Origin of the sequence: Micrococcus sp. EYE_212 (assembly GCF_023147585.1) — a bacterium.
GTDB lineage: Bacteria > Actinomycetota > Actinomycetes > Actinomycetales > Micrococcaceae > Micrococcus.
Map to the genome: position 1 here is coordinate 174,953 of NZ_JAHXOZ010000003.1, position 14,891 is coordinate 189,843.

A 14,891-nucleotide genomic window follows, 5' to 3' on the forward strand; every position below is an offset into this window, starting at 1 on the left:
GGCGGGTCCGCTCAGCGCACCCAGGTGAGCAGCGGGACCTCGCGCTCGGCGCGTGTGGGCGCCCCGTGCTGCCCGACCATCGCGAAGGCGGTCGGCTCCACGCGGCGACCGTCGTAGAGCGCGAGGTCGCCGTGGACGGCGATCAGCAGGTCCCCGATGCGGCCGCGGACGCGCTCCTCCACGCGCTCCCCGAACCATCCGGCCGCCACCGCCTCCTCCCGGGTGAGCACCCAGGCGTGCGCCCCGTACCGCTCGAGCCACGCGGCACGGGTGCTTTCGCGCACCGCCTCGTCCGCGTCGGGGCGGAAGTGCAGCTGCACGAGACGCGGCTCCCCCGCGGTGTGCGCCACCCCGGCCAGCAGCGCGGGATCGAGCAGCGCGCCCCCGTCGTCGAGCGCGGCGTAGTCCACGCGCCGGGAGGCGGGCACGTCCACCATGCCGTGGTCGCCCGTGGCGAGGACCACGGTGCCCGCGGGGACGCGCGCGAGGAGGCGGCGCAGGGCGGAGTCGACCTCCTCGAGGGCGTGCAGCCACTGCGGCGATCCCACGCCGTGGCGGTGGCCGGCCTTGTCCAGCTCGTTCGCGTAGACGTACACGAGGGTGGGCTCGCGGGCGTCCTTCAGGACGCGCTCGGCGTGCTGGGCGCGCGCGAGCAGTCCCCTCCCCGCCACGAAGCGGCCGCCGCGCAGGCCCGCGCGGGTCAGCGCCGAGTGCTCGAAGGCCGGCAGGGAGACCGTGACCGTGTCCACGCCGGCCGCGGCCGCGCGCTCGAGCACGGTGGCGTGCGGCTGCCAGGCCAGCGGGTCCGTGGCCTCGTCCCAGCCGCCGAGCTGGTTGACCACCACGCCGCGCTCCGGGTCCAGGACGTCGTAGCCGGCGATCCCGTGCTCCCCGACCTCCAGGCCCGTGCCGAGGCTCGTGAGCGAGGCGGCGGTGGTGGTGGGCACGGCCGCCTGGAGCACGCGGCCGCCGTCCGCCATCGCCGCGCGGAGCGTGGGCGCGTGTCCGCCGAAGCGCCGGAGATGGGCACGTCCCAGCCCGTCCACGAGGGCCACGACGACGCGCCGCGTGGACGGCAGGCCGAGCGCGTTGGTCATCCCCTCCACCCCGAGGGCGGCCGCCGCGGAGACCAGCACGGAGCGCAGGGCACGCTCGGGCGGGACGACGCCGGCGGGGACGGCCGGGCCGCCCGGCGCCTGCGGAGAGGTGGGGGCCGACTCCCCCGTCAAGCGGCCGCCCGGAGGTGGGCGCGGCGCAGGGCGCGGGCGAAGACGACGGCGCCGTCCACGGCGGCCTGGCCCTCGGCGTCGGCCGCCACGCGGATCACGAGGTCCTCCCGTGCGGCGGTCCCGGTGTAGCCGTGGTCCTCCTCGCACTGCGGATCGGCGCAGCCGGCCGGCTGCAGGTCCAGGCGCTGGCCTCCGGCCCACTGCACGCCCAGCGTCACCTCGGCCACCGGGTCCGAGGGGTGGAAGCGGGCCGGATCGGCGTGACCCGTGGTGAGCAGGACGGAGGCGATCGCCGTCAGCGGGACCAGCTCGGTGGACACCTGGGCCAGCACGGCCTGGCCCTCCGGGTCGGCGGCATGGTCGTCGAGGTGGACGGCGAGCAGCACGTCCGCGGCGAGGACCAGCACGGTGATGTGCCGGTGGATCTCGTCGTAGTCGAAGTGCGTGTCCACGTGCACCAGGTGCGCCAGCACGGCGCGCCCCTCGAGCTCCTGGGCGATCGCGTGGGCCACGAGCTCCGGGTAGAAGCCGGCGCGCACGAGGGAGCCGCCCAGGGTGGCGGCCGCGTCCACGGTGCGGTGCCCGGTGCGGGCGTCAGGGCCCTCGGGACGGCCCCCGTGGCGGGGGTCCTGGTGGCCGGAGTCGTGATTCCTGCGCAGCGGGGTCATGGGGTCCATGCTACGGCGAGGCCCGCGGGAGCCGCCGTCCGCAGGGCCGCGCTCAGTCACCCCGCAGCGCGCGGCGCGCGGAGTCCGTGCGCCGTGCGGCGTTGGCCACGTCCACCTCCGCCTGGAGCACGGTGACGCCCTCGGGCGAGGCCAGCACGGGAGCGAAGCGCAGGCGAGCGACCTGCGGGAGGTCGTCCTTGAGCACGCTGACTCGCCCCACGAGGTCCTCGAGGGCGGCCAGGTCCACGGCGGGCACCCCGCCCGTGGCCTCCAGCTTGGCGGCCGCGCGGGGAGCGCGCACCATGCGGGCCACGTCCCGGTCCGTCAGGGGCGGCACGCGGTGCACCCAGTCCCCCAGCAGGTCCGTGGCGTCTCCGGCGATCCCGAACGAGACGACCGGGCCCAGGAGCGGGTCCTCAAGCGCCGTGACCATGCACGCCTGCCCGGCCGGGGCCATGGACTGCACCTCCAGCTCGGTGACGCCGAAGGGCTCGAGGACGCGGCGCATCTGCTGGACGTTGCGGCGCAGGGAGTCCGCGTCCACCACGTTCAGGCGCACGCCGCCGAGGTCCAGGCGGTGGCGCAGGTGCGGGTCCACGGCCTTCACCGCCACGGGGAAGCCCAGCTCCTCGGCCGCGGCCACGGCCTCCTCCGCAGTGGAGAAGCGCACGGAGGGCAGGACGTCGATCCCGTAGTGGCCCAGCAGCTCCTGCGTCTCCTCCGGGGTGAGGCGCACGAGCTCCGTGCCCGCCGCGCGGGCCGCCGCGGCCTCCACGAGCGACTCGGCCGCGTGCAGGTCCGTGCCGGCGGGCTCGAGGGGCTCCCCCGCCTCCTCACGCCGCCAGTCCACGTAGTCGGCCAGCCGGCCGAGCACGGCCATGGCCTTCTGCGGCGAGGGGTAGAACGGCACGCCGGCCTGGAGGGAGCCCGGCTCGGCGTCGTCGGGCAGCGGCCCGGACGCACCGAGGGTGGCGGCGGAGTAGCGCGGGGAGACCACGTCCGTGAGGCACACCGCCACCGGCACGGCCGCGCCCGCGGTCATCTCCGCGAGGGCGCGGGCCAGCTCCTCGGGCTCGTCCTCACCCTGGTGCAGCCCGAGGCGGCCGACGACCACGACGGCGTCCGCCTCCGGGTGGGCGACGGCCGCGCGCACCGAGGCGACGAGCTGCTCCTCGAGCGGGGCGATGCCGTTCTCGCGGTCGCCCAGGCCCAGGGTCTCGATCACGTCGAGCCCGGCCTCGGCGGCCGCGTCGCGGGTGAGGCGGTCCAGGGCCAGGGAGTCGGCCACGAGCACCACCCGGCGGCCCGTCGGCAGCGGCTGCGAGGCCACGGCCATGAGCACGTCCAGCATGTCGTCGTGGGTGGAGGCCTCGAGGACGCCGGTCTGGTCCAGCATCGAGTCCACGGCGCCCGCGGGCGCCTGCGTGGTGCGCGTCTCGTGGCCCGGGGGCAGGAATCGGCCGGTCACGTCCGAGCGGACCACCACCACGGGCTTGGTGCGTGAGAGCCGCCGCGCGATCCGCGAGAACTTGCGCGGGTTGCCGAAGGACTCCAGGTAGACGCCCACGGCGGCGGTGTGCGGGTCGTCCTCGAAGTACTGCATGGCGTCATTGCCGGAGACGTCCGCCCGATTGCCCGCGCTCAGGGAGGTGGACACGCCGATCCCGCGCCGCTTGACGCCCGCCGAGACCATGGCCCCCACGGCGCCGGACTGGCTGAACAGGCCCACCGGGCCACGGCCCGCCAGCCCCGGCGACGGCGAGGCGTTGAGGCGCACCGCCGGATCGGTGCAGACGAGCCCGGCGGAGGCGGGGCCGATCACGCGCATGCCCTCGGCGCGAGCGCGGGAGACGAGGCGGCGCTGCGCCTCCAGGCCGGCCGCGCCGGCGTCGGCATACCCGGAGGTGAGCACGAGCAGGCCCTTCGCGCCGATCGCGGCGGCGTCGGCGACGACGTCGTCCACCGCGTCCGCGGGCACGGCCACGACCACGAGCTCGACGGGCTCGCCGACGTCCGCGAGCGCGGCGTGCGCCTCAATGCCCTGCACCTGCTCCGCCGCGTGGTTCACCGCGTGCACCGTGCCCGTGTAGCCGGCCTCGAGGATGTGGCGCAGCACGATCGAGCCCACGGACTGCGGGTCGCGGGAGGCCCCGACGACGGCCACGGACTCGGGCGCGACGAGCTCGGCGAGGCTGCGGGCCTCGGCACGGTGCTCCCGGGACTCCACCACGGCGCGCCACCGGGCGGTCGGGTTGATGGGGAACTCGACGGCCACCACGCCGTCCTCGAAGTGGCGGGCCACCTCGAAGCCGGACTCCTGGAAGACGGAGAGCATCTTGCGGTTCTCCGGCAGGACCTCCGCCGTGAAGCGGCGGATGCCGAACTCGCGGGCCGCGACGGCCAGGTGCTCCATGAGGATGGAGCCGAGGCCGCGGCCCTGGGCGGCGTCGGAGATGTTGAACGCCACCTCGGCGGCGTCCGTGCCCGGGAAGCGGTCGTAGCGGCCGATGCCCAGGATCTGCCCTCCGCGCGTGATCACGAAGGCCACGCGGTCCCGGTGGTCCACCGTCGTGAAGCGCTCGAGGTCCTTGCGGGACAACTCGGACTTGTACGTGAAGTACCGCAGGTAGATCGAGGCCTCGGACTGGTGGGCGTGCATGTCCTGCAGCCCGGCGGCGTCGTCGGGCGTGATGGGGCGCAGTCGCGCCGTGGCGCCGTCGCGCAGCACGACGTCGGCCTCCCAGTGGCTCGGGTATCCGCGGACGGACTCGGTGTCACCCATAGGATCAGGGTAGACAATCACCGACCCCGTGAGGATCCCCCCACCGCCATGGCCCGTTCGTCCCGCTCCCGTCCCGCCGACCCGGACGCCGCGCGTCCCCTCCCGCTGGAGCAGGAGAACATCGTCGACGTCGACGTGGCGCAGGAGATGGAGAGCTCGTTCCTCGAGTACGCGTACTCCGTGATCTACTCGCGCGCGCTCCCCGACGCCCGCGACGGCCTCAAGCCGGTGCAGCGGCGCATCCTCTTCATGATGTCCCAGATGGGCCTGCGCCCGGAGAAGGGGCACGTGAAGTCCGCGCGCGTGGTGGGCGAGGTGATGGGCAAGCTCCACCCCCACGGCGACACCGCCATCTACGACGCGATGGTTCGCCTGGCGCAGCCGTTCTCCCTGCGCCTGCCCGTGGTGGACGGGCACGGCAACTTCGGCTCCCTCGACGACGGCCCCGCGGCGCCGCGCTACACGGAGGCCCGCATGGCCCCGGCGGCGCTCGCGCTCACCGCGGACCTCGACGAGGACACCGTGGACTTCGTCCCCAACTACGACAACCAGTTCCAGCAGCCCGCGGTGCTGCCCGCGGCCTACCCGAACCTGCTGGTCAACGGCGCGGCCGGCATCGCCGTGGGCATGGCCACCAACATGGCCCCGCACAACCTGCGCGAGGTGGTGGCCGGAGCCCGGCACCTGCTGGCCCACCCGGACGCGGACCTCGACGCGCTCATGGCGCACATCCCCGGCCCGGACCTGCCCTCGGGCGGACGGATCGTGGGGCTCGAGGGCGTGCGGGACGCCTACGCCACGGGCCGCGGCTCGTTCCGCATGCGGGCCGCCGTCGCCGTGGAGCAGGTCTCCCCGCGCCGCACGGGCCTCGTGGTCACGGAGCTGCCGTACGGGGTGGGCCCGGAGAAGGTCATCGAGCGCATCAAGGACGGCGTCAACGCCAAGAAGCTCGCGGGCATCGCCGACGTCGTGGACCTCACCGACCGCAAGAACGGGCTGAAGCTGGTGATCGAGCTGAAGTCCGGCTTCAACCCCCAGGCCGTGCTCGCCGCCCTCTACAAGCACACGCCGCTGGAGGAGTCCTTCGGCATCAACAACGTGGCCCTCGTGGAGGGGCAGCCGCAGACCCTGGGGCTGAAGCCGCTGCTGCAGGTGTATGTGGACCACCGCCTGGACGTGGTGCGTCGGCGCACGGCGCACCGCCTGGGGCGACGGCGGGACCGCCTCCACCTCGTGGAGGGCCTGCTGCTGGCCCTGGTGGACATCGACGAGGTCATCCAGATCATCCGCACCTCGGACGACACGGCCTCGGCCCGCGCCCGCCTCGAGCAGGTCTTCGACCTCTCGGAGGCGCAGGCCACGCACATCCTCGAGCTGCGGCTGCGCCAGCTGACCCGGTTCTCCCGCATCGAGCTGGAGGCCGAGCGGGACGAGCTGGCCGACGCGATCGCCGAGCTCGAGGCCATCCTGGGCTCCGAGGCCCGGCTGCGGGACGCGGTCTCCTCCGAGCTGCAGGCCGTCGCCGACGAGTTCGGGGACGAGCGGCGCACCCAGCTCCTGGCGGCCGAGACGCTCGCCGCCCCGGCCGGCTCCCGCCGGGAGCCTTCGGCGGCCGGCGCCGCGCAGGCCGGAGCAGACCTCATGGTCCCGGACACCGCCTGCTGGGTGCTCCTGAGCACGGCGGGCAAGGTGCTGCGCACCGCGGACCGCACCCCGATCACGGCGCAGGGCCGCCGCCGCAAGCACGACGCCTTCGTCTCCGTGGTCCCGGCCACGGCCCGCGGCGAGGTGGGCGCGCTGACCTCCGCGGGGCGCGTGCACCGGCTGCAGGTGGTGGACCTCCCGGCCGCGCCCGAGTCCTCGGAGGCGCCGGCCATGGCCGCCGCGGCGGACGCGAAGACGCTCATCCCCCTCGAGCGTGGAGAGTCCCTCGTCGCCCTCGTCCCGCTCGACGCCGTCCTCGCGCTCGGCACCGCCCGCGGCGTGGTGAAGCGAGTGCGCCCTGAGTGGCCCCTGAACCGGGACGCGATGGAGGCGATCGCCCTCAAGGACGCCGACGCCGTGGTGGGCGCGGCGCCGGCCGCCGACGACGAGGACCACCTCGTGTTCCTCACGCGCTCCGGGCAGCTGCTGCGCTACCCGGCCTCGGCCGTGCGGCCCCAGGGGCCGGCGGGGGGCGGCGTGGCCGGCATGCGCGTGGCCGACGAGGACGCGGTGATCGGCTTCGGCGTCGCCCCCGCCTCGTCCGTGGCCGAGGGTGCGGGCGAGGGCGACGCCGCCGCGGCGCGGGCCGCCGTCGTGGTGACCGTGGCCGACGGCGAGGGCGACCTGCTGGGCTCGGCCCCGGGCTCCGTGAAGGTCACGCCGCTGGCCGAGTACCCGGCCAAGGGCCGCGGCACCGCGGGCGTGCGGGCCCATCGCCTGCTGCGCGGGGAGTCCGGGCTCGCGCTCGCCTGGGTCGGCCCCGCCCCCGCCCTGGCGGCCTCCCGGGCCGGCGTGGCCCGCTCGCTGCCCGTGGAGTTCGGGCGCCGGGACGGCTCGGGCGTGCCGGTGGACCAGCGGATCGAGGCGCTCGGCGCCGGGGCCTCCCCCACGCTCGTCGCCGCGGCGCCGCCCGAGGACGACGCCGTGACGGTGTCCGCTGAGTGAGAACCCCTCCCCCCGGACGCCGTGATCCCGTCAGGGCCTCCGGGGGGCTCGGCTAGAGTGACAGCCCGGCCCGTGCCAGCCACGGGCCGGATCCCCACCGCCAACAAGAACGGTCCAGGTGCCCCACGTGTCCGGCAACGCCAGCTTCGAATACTCCCGCGCCGCCCTCCTGGCGGTGACCGAGGTGGAGGCACCCCTCGAGGTGACCTCGGATGACCTCGACGAGAAGCTGAAGGACGTGCTCGCCCGGCTGAAGCTGCCCGCCTCCCTGCTGCAGCGCGTCGCCGGGGTGCGGGCCCGCCGCTTCTGGGACGAGACGCGCGACTTCCAGGAGGCCGCCGCGGACGCCGGCACCGCCGCGCTCTCGGCCGCGGGCGTCGACGCCTCGCGCGTGGGCCTGCTGATCAACACCTCCGTCACGCGCGCCACCCTCGAGCCCTCCGTGGCCGTGCGCATCCACGACCTCATGGGCCTGCCGACCTCCGCCACGAACTTCGACATCACGAACGCGTGCCTCGGGTTCGTCAACGGCCTGATGATCGCCTCCACCCTCGTGGACGCCGGACAGATCGACTACGCCGTGGTGGTGGCCGGCGAGGACTCCGGCAGGGTGCAGGAGGCCACCGTGCGGAACCTGCACGCGCAGACCACCAATCGCGGCAACTTCATGGAGCAGTTCGCCTCCCTCACCCTGGGCTGCGGAGCAGCCGCCGCCGTCGTGGGGAGCATCGAGGACCACCCGGACGCGCACCGCATCCTGCGCGGGGTCACCCGCGCCGGCACGGACCACCACGGCCTGTGCGTGGGCGACCACAACGGCATGTTCACGGACTCCACGGCGCTGCTGACCGACGGCCTCGAGCTCGTCATGGACGCGTGGAACGACACGCCGCAGGAGTGGGGCTGGCGGGACATGGACCGCTACATCACCCACCAGGTCTCCCAGCTGCACACGAACGCCATCTCCGAGGCCGCCGGCCTCGACCCCGAGCGCATCCCCCGCACGTTCCCCACCCTGGGCAACGTGGGGCCGGCCTCGCTGCCCATCACGCTGGTGCGCGAGCAGGAGCGACTCTCCGCCGGGGACCATGTCCTGTGCCTGGGCGTCGGCTCGGGCCTGAACACCGCCATGCTCGAGATCCAGTGGTGAGCTGAAGGAGCCCCCATGCCGCAGATCCCCTCCGCCCCCGCCGTCCTGCCCCCCGCCGACCGGCTCCCCGGATGGGACGCCGCATGGTCCCGCCTGGTGGAGATCCGCTCCGCCGCCGACCCCGAGGGCACCGTCCGCACCCTGCACGTGGCGGACACCGGGCCCGTCCTGGCCTCGCTCGGCGTGGAGATCGCCGGCACCGTCGTGGCCGTGCACGGCAACCCCACGTGGTCCTACCTGTGGCGCTCGCTGATGGAGGCCACGGTGCGCCGCGCACGTCAGGGCCAGCCGGCCTGGAGGGTGGTCGCCCCGGACCAGCTGGACATGGGCTTCTCCGAGCGCCTCGCCCATCCCCGGCTGCCCAGGCCCGACGATCTCGGGGCCCCGGGCGGCACGTACCGCACGCTCGGCGCGCGGATCGACGACCTCGACGCCCTCGTGCAGGCCCTCGGCCTGACGGACCTGGCCCGCACCGGCCACCCGCTGATCACGCTCGGCCACGACTGGGGCGGCGTCGTCTCGCTGGGCTGGGCGGGCCGCCACCGGGACGTGGTCTCGGGCGTGGCCACGCTGAACACCGCCGTGCACCAGCCGCCGGAGGCGGCGATCCCCGCCCCGCTGCAGGCCGCGCTGGCCGGCCCGCTGCTCCCCGGCTCCACGGTGACCACCGACGCCTTCCTGGCCGTCACCACCTCGCTCGCGAACCCGTCCCTGCCGGACGACGTCCGCGCCGCGTACCACCTGCCCTACGAGGGCGCGAACCGCCGCGGCGGCATCGGCGGCTTCGTCGCCGACATCCCCGTGGACGAGGAGCACGCCAGCCACGCCGCCCTGACCGCGGTGTCCGACGGCGTCAGCGCCCTGGGCGCGGCGGGCACGCCCGCCCTCATCCTGTGGGGCGCCGAGGACCCGGTGTTCCTGGACCGCTACCTCGACGACCTGCGCGAGCGCCTCCCGCAGGCCCGCGTCCACCGCTACGAGGAGGCCGGCCACCTGCTCGTCGACGACCGGGACCTCACCCTCCCGATCCTCGCGTGGGCGCAGCTGCTGCACACCGGGCTCCTGGAGGATCCGGCCTCCGGCCTGCCGGGACCGGACCCGCGCGCCGCCCTCGCCGGACCCGAGCCGGGGGTCGCCCTGCTGTGGGACCACCTGCGCGACTGGGGCGCTCCGGACTCCGCGTACCGCGACTACACCGCGCTCGTGGACATGGCCGGCGCCGACACCGGCCGTTCGATCCTCGGCGGCTCGCGCCGCCCCGTGGCCGTGAGCTGGGGCGAGCTGCAGGAGATGGTGTCCGCGATCGCCTCCGGCCTGTGGGCCGCGGGGATGCGGCCGGGCGACCGCGTGGCCATGCTCGTCCCGCCCGGCCGCGACCTCTCCGCCGCGCTCTACGCCGTGCTGCGCGTCGGCGGGGTCGCCGTGGTGGCGGACCAGGGCCTGGGGATCTCCGGCATGACCCGCGCCATGAAGTCCGCGCGGCCGCGCTGGGTGATCGGGAAGACCCCGGGCCTCACGCTCGCCCGTGCACAGTCCTGGCCGGGCACCCGCCTCTCCGTCGCGCCGCTCGGCGCGGGCCAGCGGGCGCTGCTGGGAGTGGAGGGCTCGCTCTACGAGATGGTCGACCGCCATCGGGACGCCGAGGCCGGGGACGCCCGGGACGCCGCCGGCGCCGTGCTCCCGGAGCCGGAGACGTCCGCCGACGCCGCCATCCTCTTCACCTCCGGCTCCACCGGTCCCGCCAAGGGCGTGGTCTACACCCACGAGCGGCTCGGCCGCCTGGTCGCCCTGGTCCGGGACACCCTGGAGGTGCGCCCGGGATCCTCGCTGCTGGCGGCCTTCGCCCCCTTCGCCCTCCTGGGCCCCGCCCTCGGGGCCGCCTCCGTCTCCCCGGAGATGGACGTCACCAAGCCGGCCACCCTGACCGCGACGGCGCTGGCGGACGCGGCGATCGCCGGCCAGTCCACCGTGCTCTTCGCCTCCCCCGCGGCGCTGGAGAACATCGTGGCGACCGCGGGGAAGCTGAACCGGGAGCAGCGGCGGGCGCTCGGGCAGGTGCGGCTCGCGCTCTCCGCGGGCGCGCCCGTGCACCCGAACCTCCTGCGCCAGGTGGGCGCCCTTCTGCCCAACGCCCGCGTGCACACGCCCTACGGCATGACCGAGGGGCTGCTGCTCACCGACGTGGACGGGGAGACCGTGCAGGACCTGCGCCGCGCTGCGGACGAGGGCGTGTGCGTGGGCACCGCCGTTCCCACCGTGACGCTGGGCATCGCGCCGCTGCTCGAGGACGGGACCGCGGACGACGTCGTGCTCGACGCGCAGACCGGGCACGGGGTGCTCGGCGAGATCGTGGCCACCGCGCCGCACCTGAAGGAGCGCTATGACGCGCTCTGGTACACCGACCACCAGTCCAAGCGGGACGGGCTCTGGTTCCAGGACGGCCGCGTGTGGCACCGCACCGCGGACATCGGGCACTTCGACGCCGAGGGCCGCCTGTGGATCGAGGGGCGCCTGCAGCACGTGCTGACGCTCCCGGAGGGGCCGATCGGTCCGGGCGGCCCCGAGAAGGTCGTCGACGCGCTCGGCCCCGTGAAGCGCTCCGCCGTGGTGGGCGTCGGCCCGCGGGGCACGCAGGCCGTCGTCGTGGTGGTGGAGGCCGCCGTGCCCGCCACGCGCCCCGCCCGCCGCGCCGGCCACCACCGGGACGGCCGCCCCCACCAGGGCCTCGCCCCCACGTCCGTGGCCTCGGCCGTGCGCTCCGCGCTCGAGCCGCTCCCCGTGGCGGCGGTCCTCGTCGCGGATCAGATCCCCACGGACATCCGGCACAACTCCAAGATCGACCGGCCCCGGGTGGCGCGCTGGGCCGAGCGGGTGCTGGCGGGCGGCAAGGTGGGGTCGCTGTGAACCGGTTCGGCTACGACGTCGAGATCGACCCGCAGGGCATGCCCGTGCTCATGGAGCGTCTCGAGTCGCGCCGCGTGCTCGTGACCGGGGCGTCCGGCCTGCTCGGCTCCGGGGTGGCCCGCGTGCTGTCCGAGGCCGGCAACGCGGTGACCACCCTGCAGCGCCGCCCCTCGGGCGTGCCGGGGGCCGTGGACGTGTGCGGCTCGGTGACCGATCCCGCCGCCGTCGAGGAGGCCGTGACCGGTGCGGACACCGTGGTCCACGTGGCCGCCAAGGTGTCCGTCTCCGGCCCCGAGCGCGAGTTCGAGGCCGTGAACGTGGAGGGCACGCGGATCACGCTGGAGGCCGCCCGGCGGCACGGCGTGCGGCGGTTCATCCACGTCTCCTCCCCGTCCGTGGCCCACGCCGGCTCCTCCATCGTGGGCGAGGGCGCCGGGCCCGCCAGCCCCGAGCACGCTCGCGGCCCGTACGCGCGCACCAAGGCCAAGGGCGAGCTGCTGGCCCTGGCCGCGGACCGTGACGACTTCCGCGTCCTCGTGCTGCGCCCGCACCTCATGTGGGGACCCGGGGACCGGCAGCTCACGGACCGGATCGTCCAGCGCTCCCGCGCCGGCCGCATGCCGGTGCTGGGCACCGGGGCACCGCTGATCGACACGCTCTACACCGGCAACGCCGTGGAGGCCACGGTGGCCGCCGTGAGCGCCGCGGACCACACCCACGGCGAGGCGCTCGTGGTCACCAACGGGGAGCCGCGCCCCGTGGGCGAGCTCGTGCGCGGGATCGCCCTGGCCGGTGGCGCGGCGGAGCCGGCGCGCACGGTGCCCGCGGGGCTCGCGCGCCGCGCGGGGGCGCTCATCGAGAAGGCCTGGGAGCGGAACCTGCTCGGCGTGCGCTCGGCGGGCCTCGGCTCCGACGACGGCGAGCCGCCGCTCACCGAGTTCCTCGCCGAGCAGCTCTCCACGGCCCACTGGTTCGACCAGCGCCGCACGCGCGAGGTGCTCGAATGGACGCCGTCCGTCAGCATCGACGAGGGGCTCCACCGGCTCGCGCAGTACTACCGGGAGCACTGACCCCGCCCCGGCGTGGCGGCTCACCTGGCCGGACTCCCCCGGGGGACGGGGTCGGGCACCGGCTGCGGCTCGGGCGTGGTGGTGGCCGAGGCCACCCCGATGCGCCACCGCCAGGACCGCTCGCTCATCGTCGCGTTCATGTGTCCAGGCCCTCACAGGCCTGTGCGGCGATCGAGGGGAACCCGACTCCTCCCCGGAGGTGCCGGGCTCAGGCGTCGATGCGGGCGCGGTCCAGGTCGTCCGCGCCGGAGACGATGAACTCCTTGCGAGGGGCGACGGAGGAGCCCATGAGCAGGTCGAACACGCGCTCGGCGGCCTCCAGCTCGGAGATGTTCACGCGGCGCAGCATGCGGTGGCGGGGGTCCATGGTGGTCTCCGCCAACTGGTCCGCGTCCATCTCGCCGAGGCCCTTGTAGCGCTGGATGGGCTCGCGGTAGGAGCGCCCCTCCTTCTCCAGGCGGGCGAGGACCTCGCGGAGCTCCTGCTCGGAGTAGGTGTAGATGACCTCGCGCTCCTTCTGCCCGCGGGTGACCGCCTCGATCCGGTGCAGGGGCGGGACGGCGGCGAACACGCGGCCCGCCTCCACCATGGGACGCATGTACCGGAAGAAGAGGGTGAGCAGGAGGGTGCGGATGTGGGCACCGTCCACGTCCGCGTCCGTCATGAGGATGACCTTGCCGTAGCGCGCCGCGTCGATGTCGAAGCTGCGCCCGGCGCCGCCGCCCACCACCTGGATCAGGGCTGCGCACTCGGCGTTGGAGAGGATGTCCGAGACCGAGGCCTTCTGCACGTTGAGGATCTTGCCGCGGATGGGCAGCAGCGCCTGGAAGTCGGAGGACCGGGCGAGCTTGGCGGTGCCGAGGGCGGAGTCGCCCTCCACGATGAACAGCTCCGAGGAGGCGACGTCCGAGCTGCGGCAGTCCGCGAGCTTGGCCGGCATGGTGGAGGTCTCCAGCGCGTTCTTCCGCCGTTGGTTCTCCTTGTGGGTGCGCGCCGAGATGCGGGACTTCATCTCCGCCACGACCTTCTCCAGCAGCACCGCCGTCTGCTGCTTCTGCGCCCGGGCCGACGACGCCAGACGCGCGGTGAGCTCCTTCTCCACCACCTGTGCGACGATGCGCCGCACGGCCGAGGTGCCGAGGATCTCCTTGGTCTGCCCCTCGAACTGCGGCTCGGCGAGGCGCACGGTGAGCACGGCGGTCATGCCCGCCAGCACGTCGTCCTTCTCCACCTTGTCCGTGCCGGCCTTCAGGCGGCGCGCGTTGGCCTCCACCTGGGCGCGGAGCACCTTGAGCAGCGAGGCCTCGAAGCCGGACTGGTGGGTGCCGCCCTTGGGCGTGGCGATGATGTTCACGAAGGAGCGGAACACGGTCTCGTAGCCGACGTCCCACCGCAGGGCGAGGTCCACCTCGCACGTGCGCTGGACGTCCTGCATCGCCGTCCGGCCGTCCTCGCCGAGCACCGGCACGCGCTCCTTGAACGTGCCCGAGCCCTGGATGCGCCACACGTCGGTGACGGGGGACGCGGGGGTCAGGTGCTCGACGAACTCCGAGATGCCGCCGTCGTACTGGAAGACCTCCTCCGCGGGGGCCTCCTCCCCCGCGGCGCGGCGCAGGTCCCGCACCGTGATCCGGAGCCCGGGGATCAGGTAGGCGGTCTGCCGGGCCCGAGCGCGCAGGTCCTCCGCCGAGAACTTCGCGTCCTTGATGAAGATCTGGTCGTCCGCCCAGTAGCGGACCCGCGTGCCGGTGCGGCCGCGCTTGGCCTTGCCGACGACGTCCAGCGGCGAGGCGTCCTTCGCCGGCTCGAACGGGGCCTCCGGGGAGGGCCTCGAAGCGTCCGCGAACCGGCCGGGCTCGCCCCGGCGGAAGGACATCTGGTGGACCTTCCCGCCGCGGAACACCTGCACGTCCAGACGGGAGGACAGGGCGTTCACCACGGAGGCGCCCACCCCGTGCAGGCCGCCCGAGGCGGCGTAGGAGCCGCCGCCGAACTTGCCTCCCGCGTGGAGCTTGGTGAACACCACCTCGACGCCGGTCAGGCCCGTCCTGGGCTCGACGTCCACGGGGATGCCGCGGCCTGAGTCCTCCACCTCCACGGAGCCGTCCGGATGCAGCGTGACGTCGATCGACTGGCCGAAGCCGCCGAGGGCCTCGTCCACCGAGTTGTCGATGATCTCCCACAGGCAGTGCATGAGGCCGCGGGAGTCCGTGGAGCCGATGTACATGCCTGGCCGCTTGCGCACGGCCTCAAGCCCCTCCAGCACGGAGAGGTGGCGCGCGGTGTACTCGGAGGACGCTGGCACGGGAGGCGGGCCTTTCGACGGGGATGACGCGGGGGCCGAGGCGGCGCGGCGACGGCCCGTCCAGCCTACTCGGGGGGCCGGACACGGCAGGGCGCCCTACGGGAGGCCCGCAGCGTCCGGAGACCGACGTCGAC

The 14,891-nt window shown here is 74.9% G+C and carries 8 protein-coding genes; 4 read left to right on the forward strand and 4 right to left on the reverse strand.

Annotated elements, in window-relative coordinates:
- Positions 1-11: 11 nt before the first annotated feature.
- Genes KZX60_RS03560 through KZX60_RS03570 form a run of 3 tightly spaced genes read right to left on the reverse strand, consistent with a single transcriptional unit; the run spans position 12 to position 4,679 of the window.
- Entirely contained in the window at positions 12-1,229 is a 1,218-nt protein-coding gene (locus KZX60_RS03560) for a nucleotide pyrophosphatase/phosphodiesterase family protein (RefSeq protein WP_248115655.1), read from the reverse strand.
- Positions 1,226-1,897, reverse strand: coding sequence for a DUF5998 family protein (locus tag KZX60_RS03565; protein ID WP_248115656.1), 672 nt, complete (start codon positions 1,895-1,897; stop codon positions 1,226-1,228). Before KZX60_RS03565 ends, KZX60_RS03560 begins: the two co-directional genes overlap by 4 nt.
- A 52-nt stretch (positions 1,898-1,949) precedes the next feature.
- Positions 1,950-4,679, reverse strand: coding sequence for a GNAT family N-acetyltransferase (locus KZX60_RS03570; RefSeq protein ID WP_248115657.1), 2,730 nt, complete (start codon positions 4,677-4,679; stop codon positions 1,950-1,952).
- Positions 4,680-4,727: 48 nt separating this feature from the next.
- On the opposite strand from KZX60_RS03570, the gene KZX60_RS03575 reads away from it, so the two are divergent.
- From KZX60_RS03575 to KZX60_RS03590, 4 genes are all read left to right on the forward strand, one after another.
- Entirely contained in the window at positions 4,728-7,328 is a 2,601-nt protein-coding gene (locus KZX60_RS03575; protein WP_248115658.1) for a DNA topoisomerase (ATP-hydrolyzing), read from the forward strand.
- Positions 7,329-7,446: 118 nt separating this feature from the next.
- A complete protein-coding gene (locus KZX60_RS03580) occupies positions 7,447-8,478 on the forward strand; it encodes a 3-oxoacyl-ACP synthase III (RefSeq protein ID WP_248115659.1) in 1,032 nt (343 codons plus the stop codon).
- Positions 8,479-8,493: 15 nt separating this feature from the next.
- Positions 8,494-11,382 (forward strand): alpha/beta fold hydrolase, encoded by a 2,889-nt coding sequence (locus KZX60_RS03585; RefSeq protein WP_248115660.1) that lies wholly within the window; start codon positions 8,494-8,496, stop codon positions 11,380-11,382.
- Entirely contained in the window at positions 11,379-12,452 is a 1,074-nt protein-coding gene (locus KZX60_RS03590) for an NAD-dependent epimerase/dehydratase family protein (protein WP_248115661.1), read from the forward strand. Before KZX60_RS03585 ends, KZX60_RS03590 begins: the two co-directional genes overlap by 4 nt.
- Positions 12,453-12,660: 208 nt before the next feature.
- Here KZX60_RS03590 and KZX60_RS03595 read toward each other — a convergent pair whose 3' ends face one another.
- The gene (locus tag KZX60_RS03595; RefSeq protein WP_248115662.1) at positions 12,661-14,757 is read right to left on the reverse strand and encodes a DNA topoisomerase IV subunit B; all 2,097 of its coding nucleotides are present in this window, start codon (positions 14,755-14,757) and stop codon (positions 12,661-12,663) included.
- Positions 14,758-14,891: the final 134 nt, after the last annotated feature.

Bases quoted from the DNA above. Each gene is read 5' to 3' on its own strand.
- KZX60_RS03565 (WP_248115656.1), bottom strand. From the start codon at position 1,897: ATGACCCCGCTGCGCAGGAATCACGACTCCGGCCACCAGGACCCCCGC.
- KZX60_RS03570 (WP_248115657.1), bottom strand. From the start codon at position 4,679: ATGGGTGACACCGAGTCCGTCCGCGGATACCCGAGCCACTGGGAGGCC.
- KZX60_RS03575 (WP_248115658.1), top strand. From the start codon at position 4,728: ATGGCCCGTTCGTCCCGCTCCCGTCCCGCCGACCCGGACGCCGCGCGT.
- KZX60_RS03585 (WP_248115660.1), top strand. From the start codon at position 8,494: ATGCCGCAGATCCCCTCCGCCCCCGCCGTCCTGCCCCCCGCCGACCGG.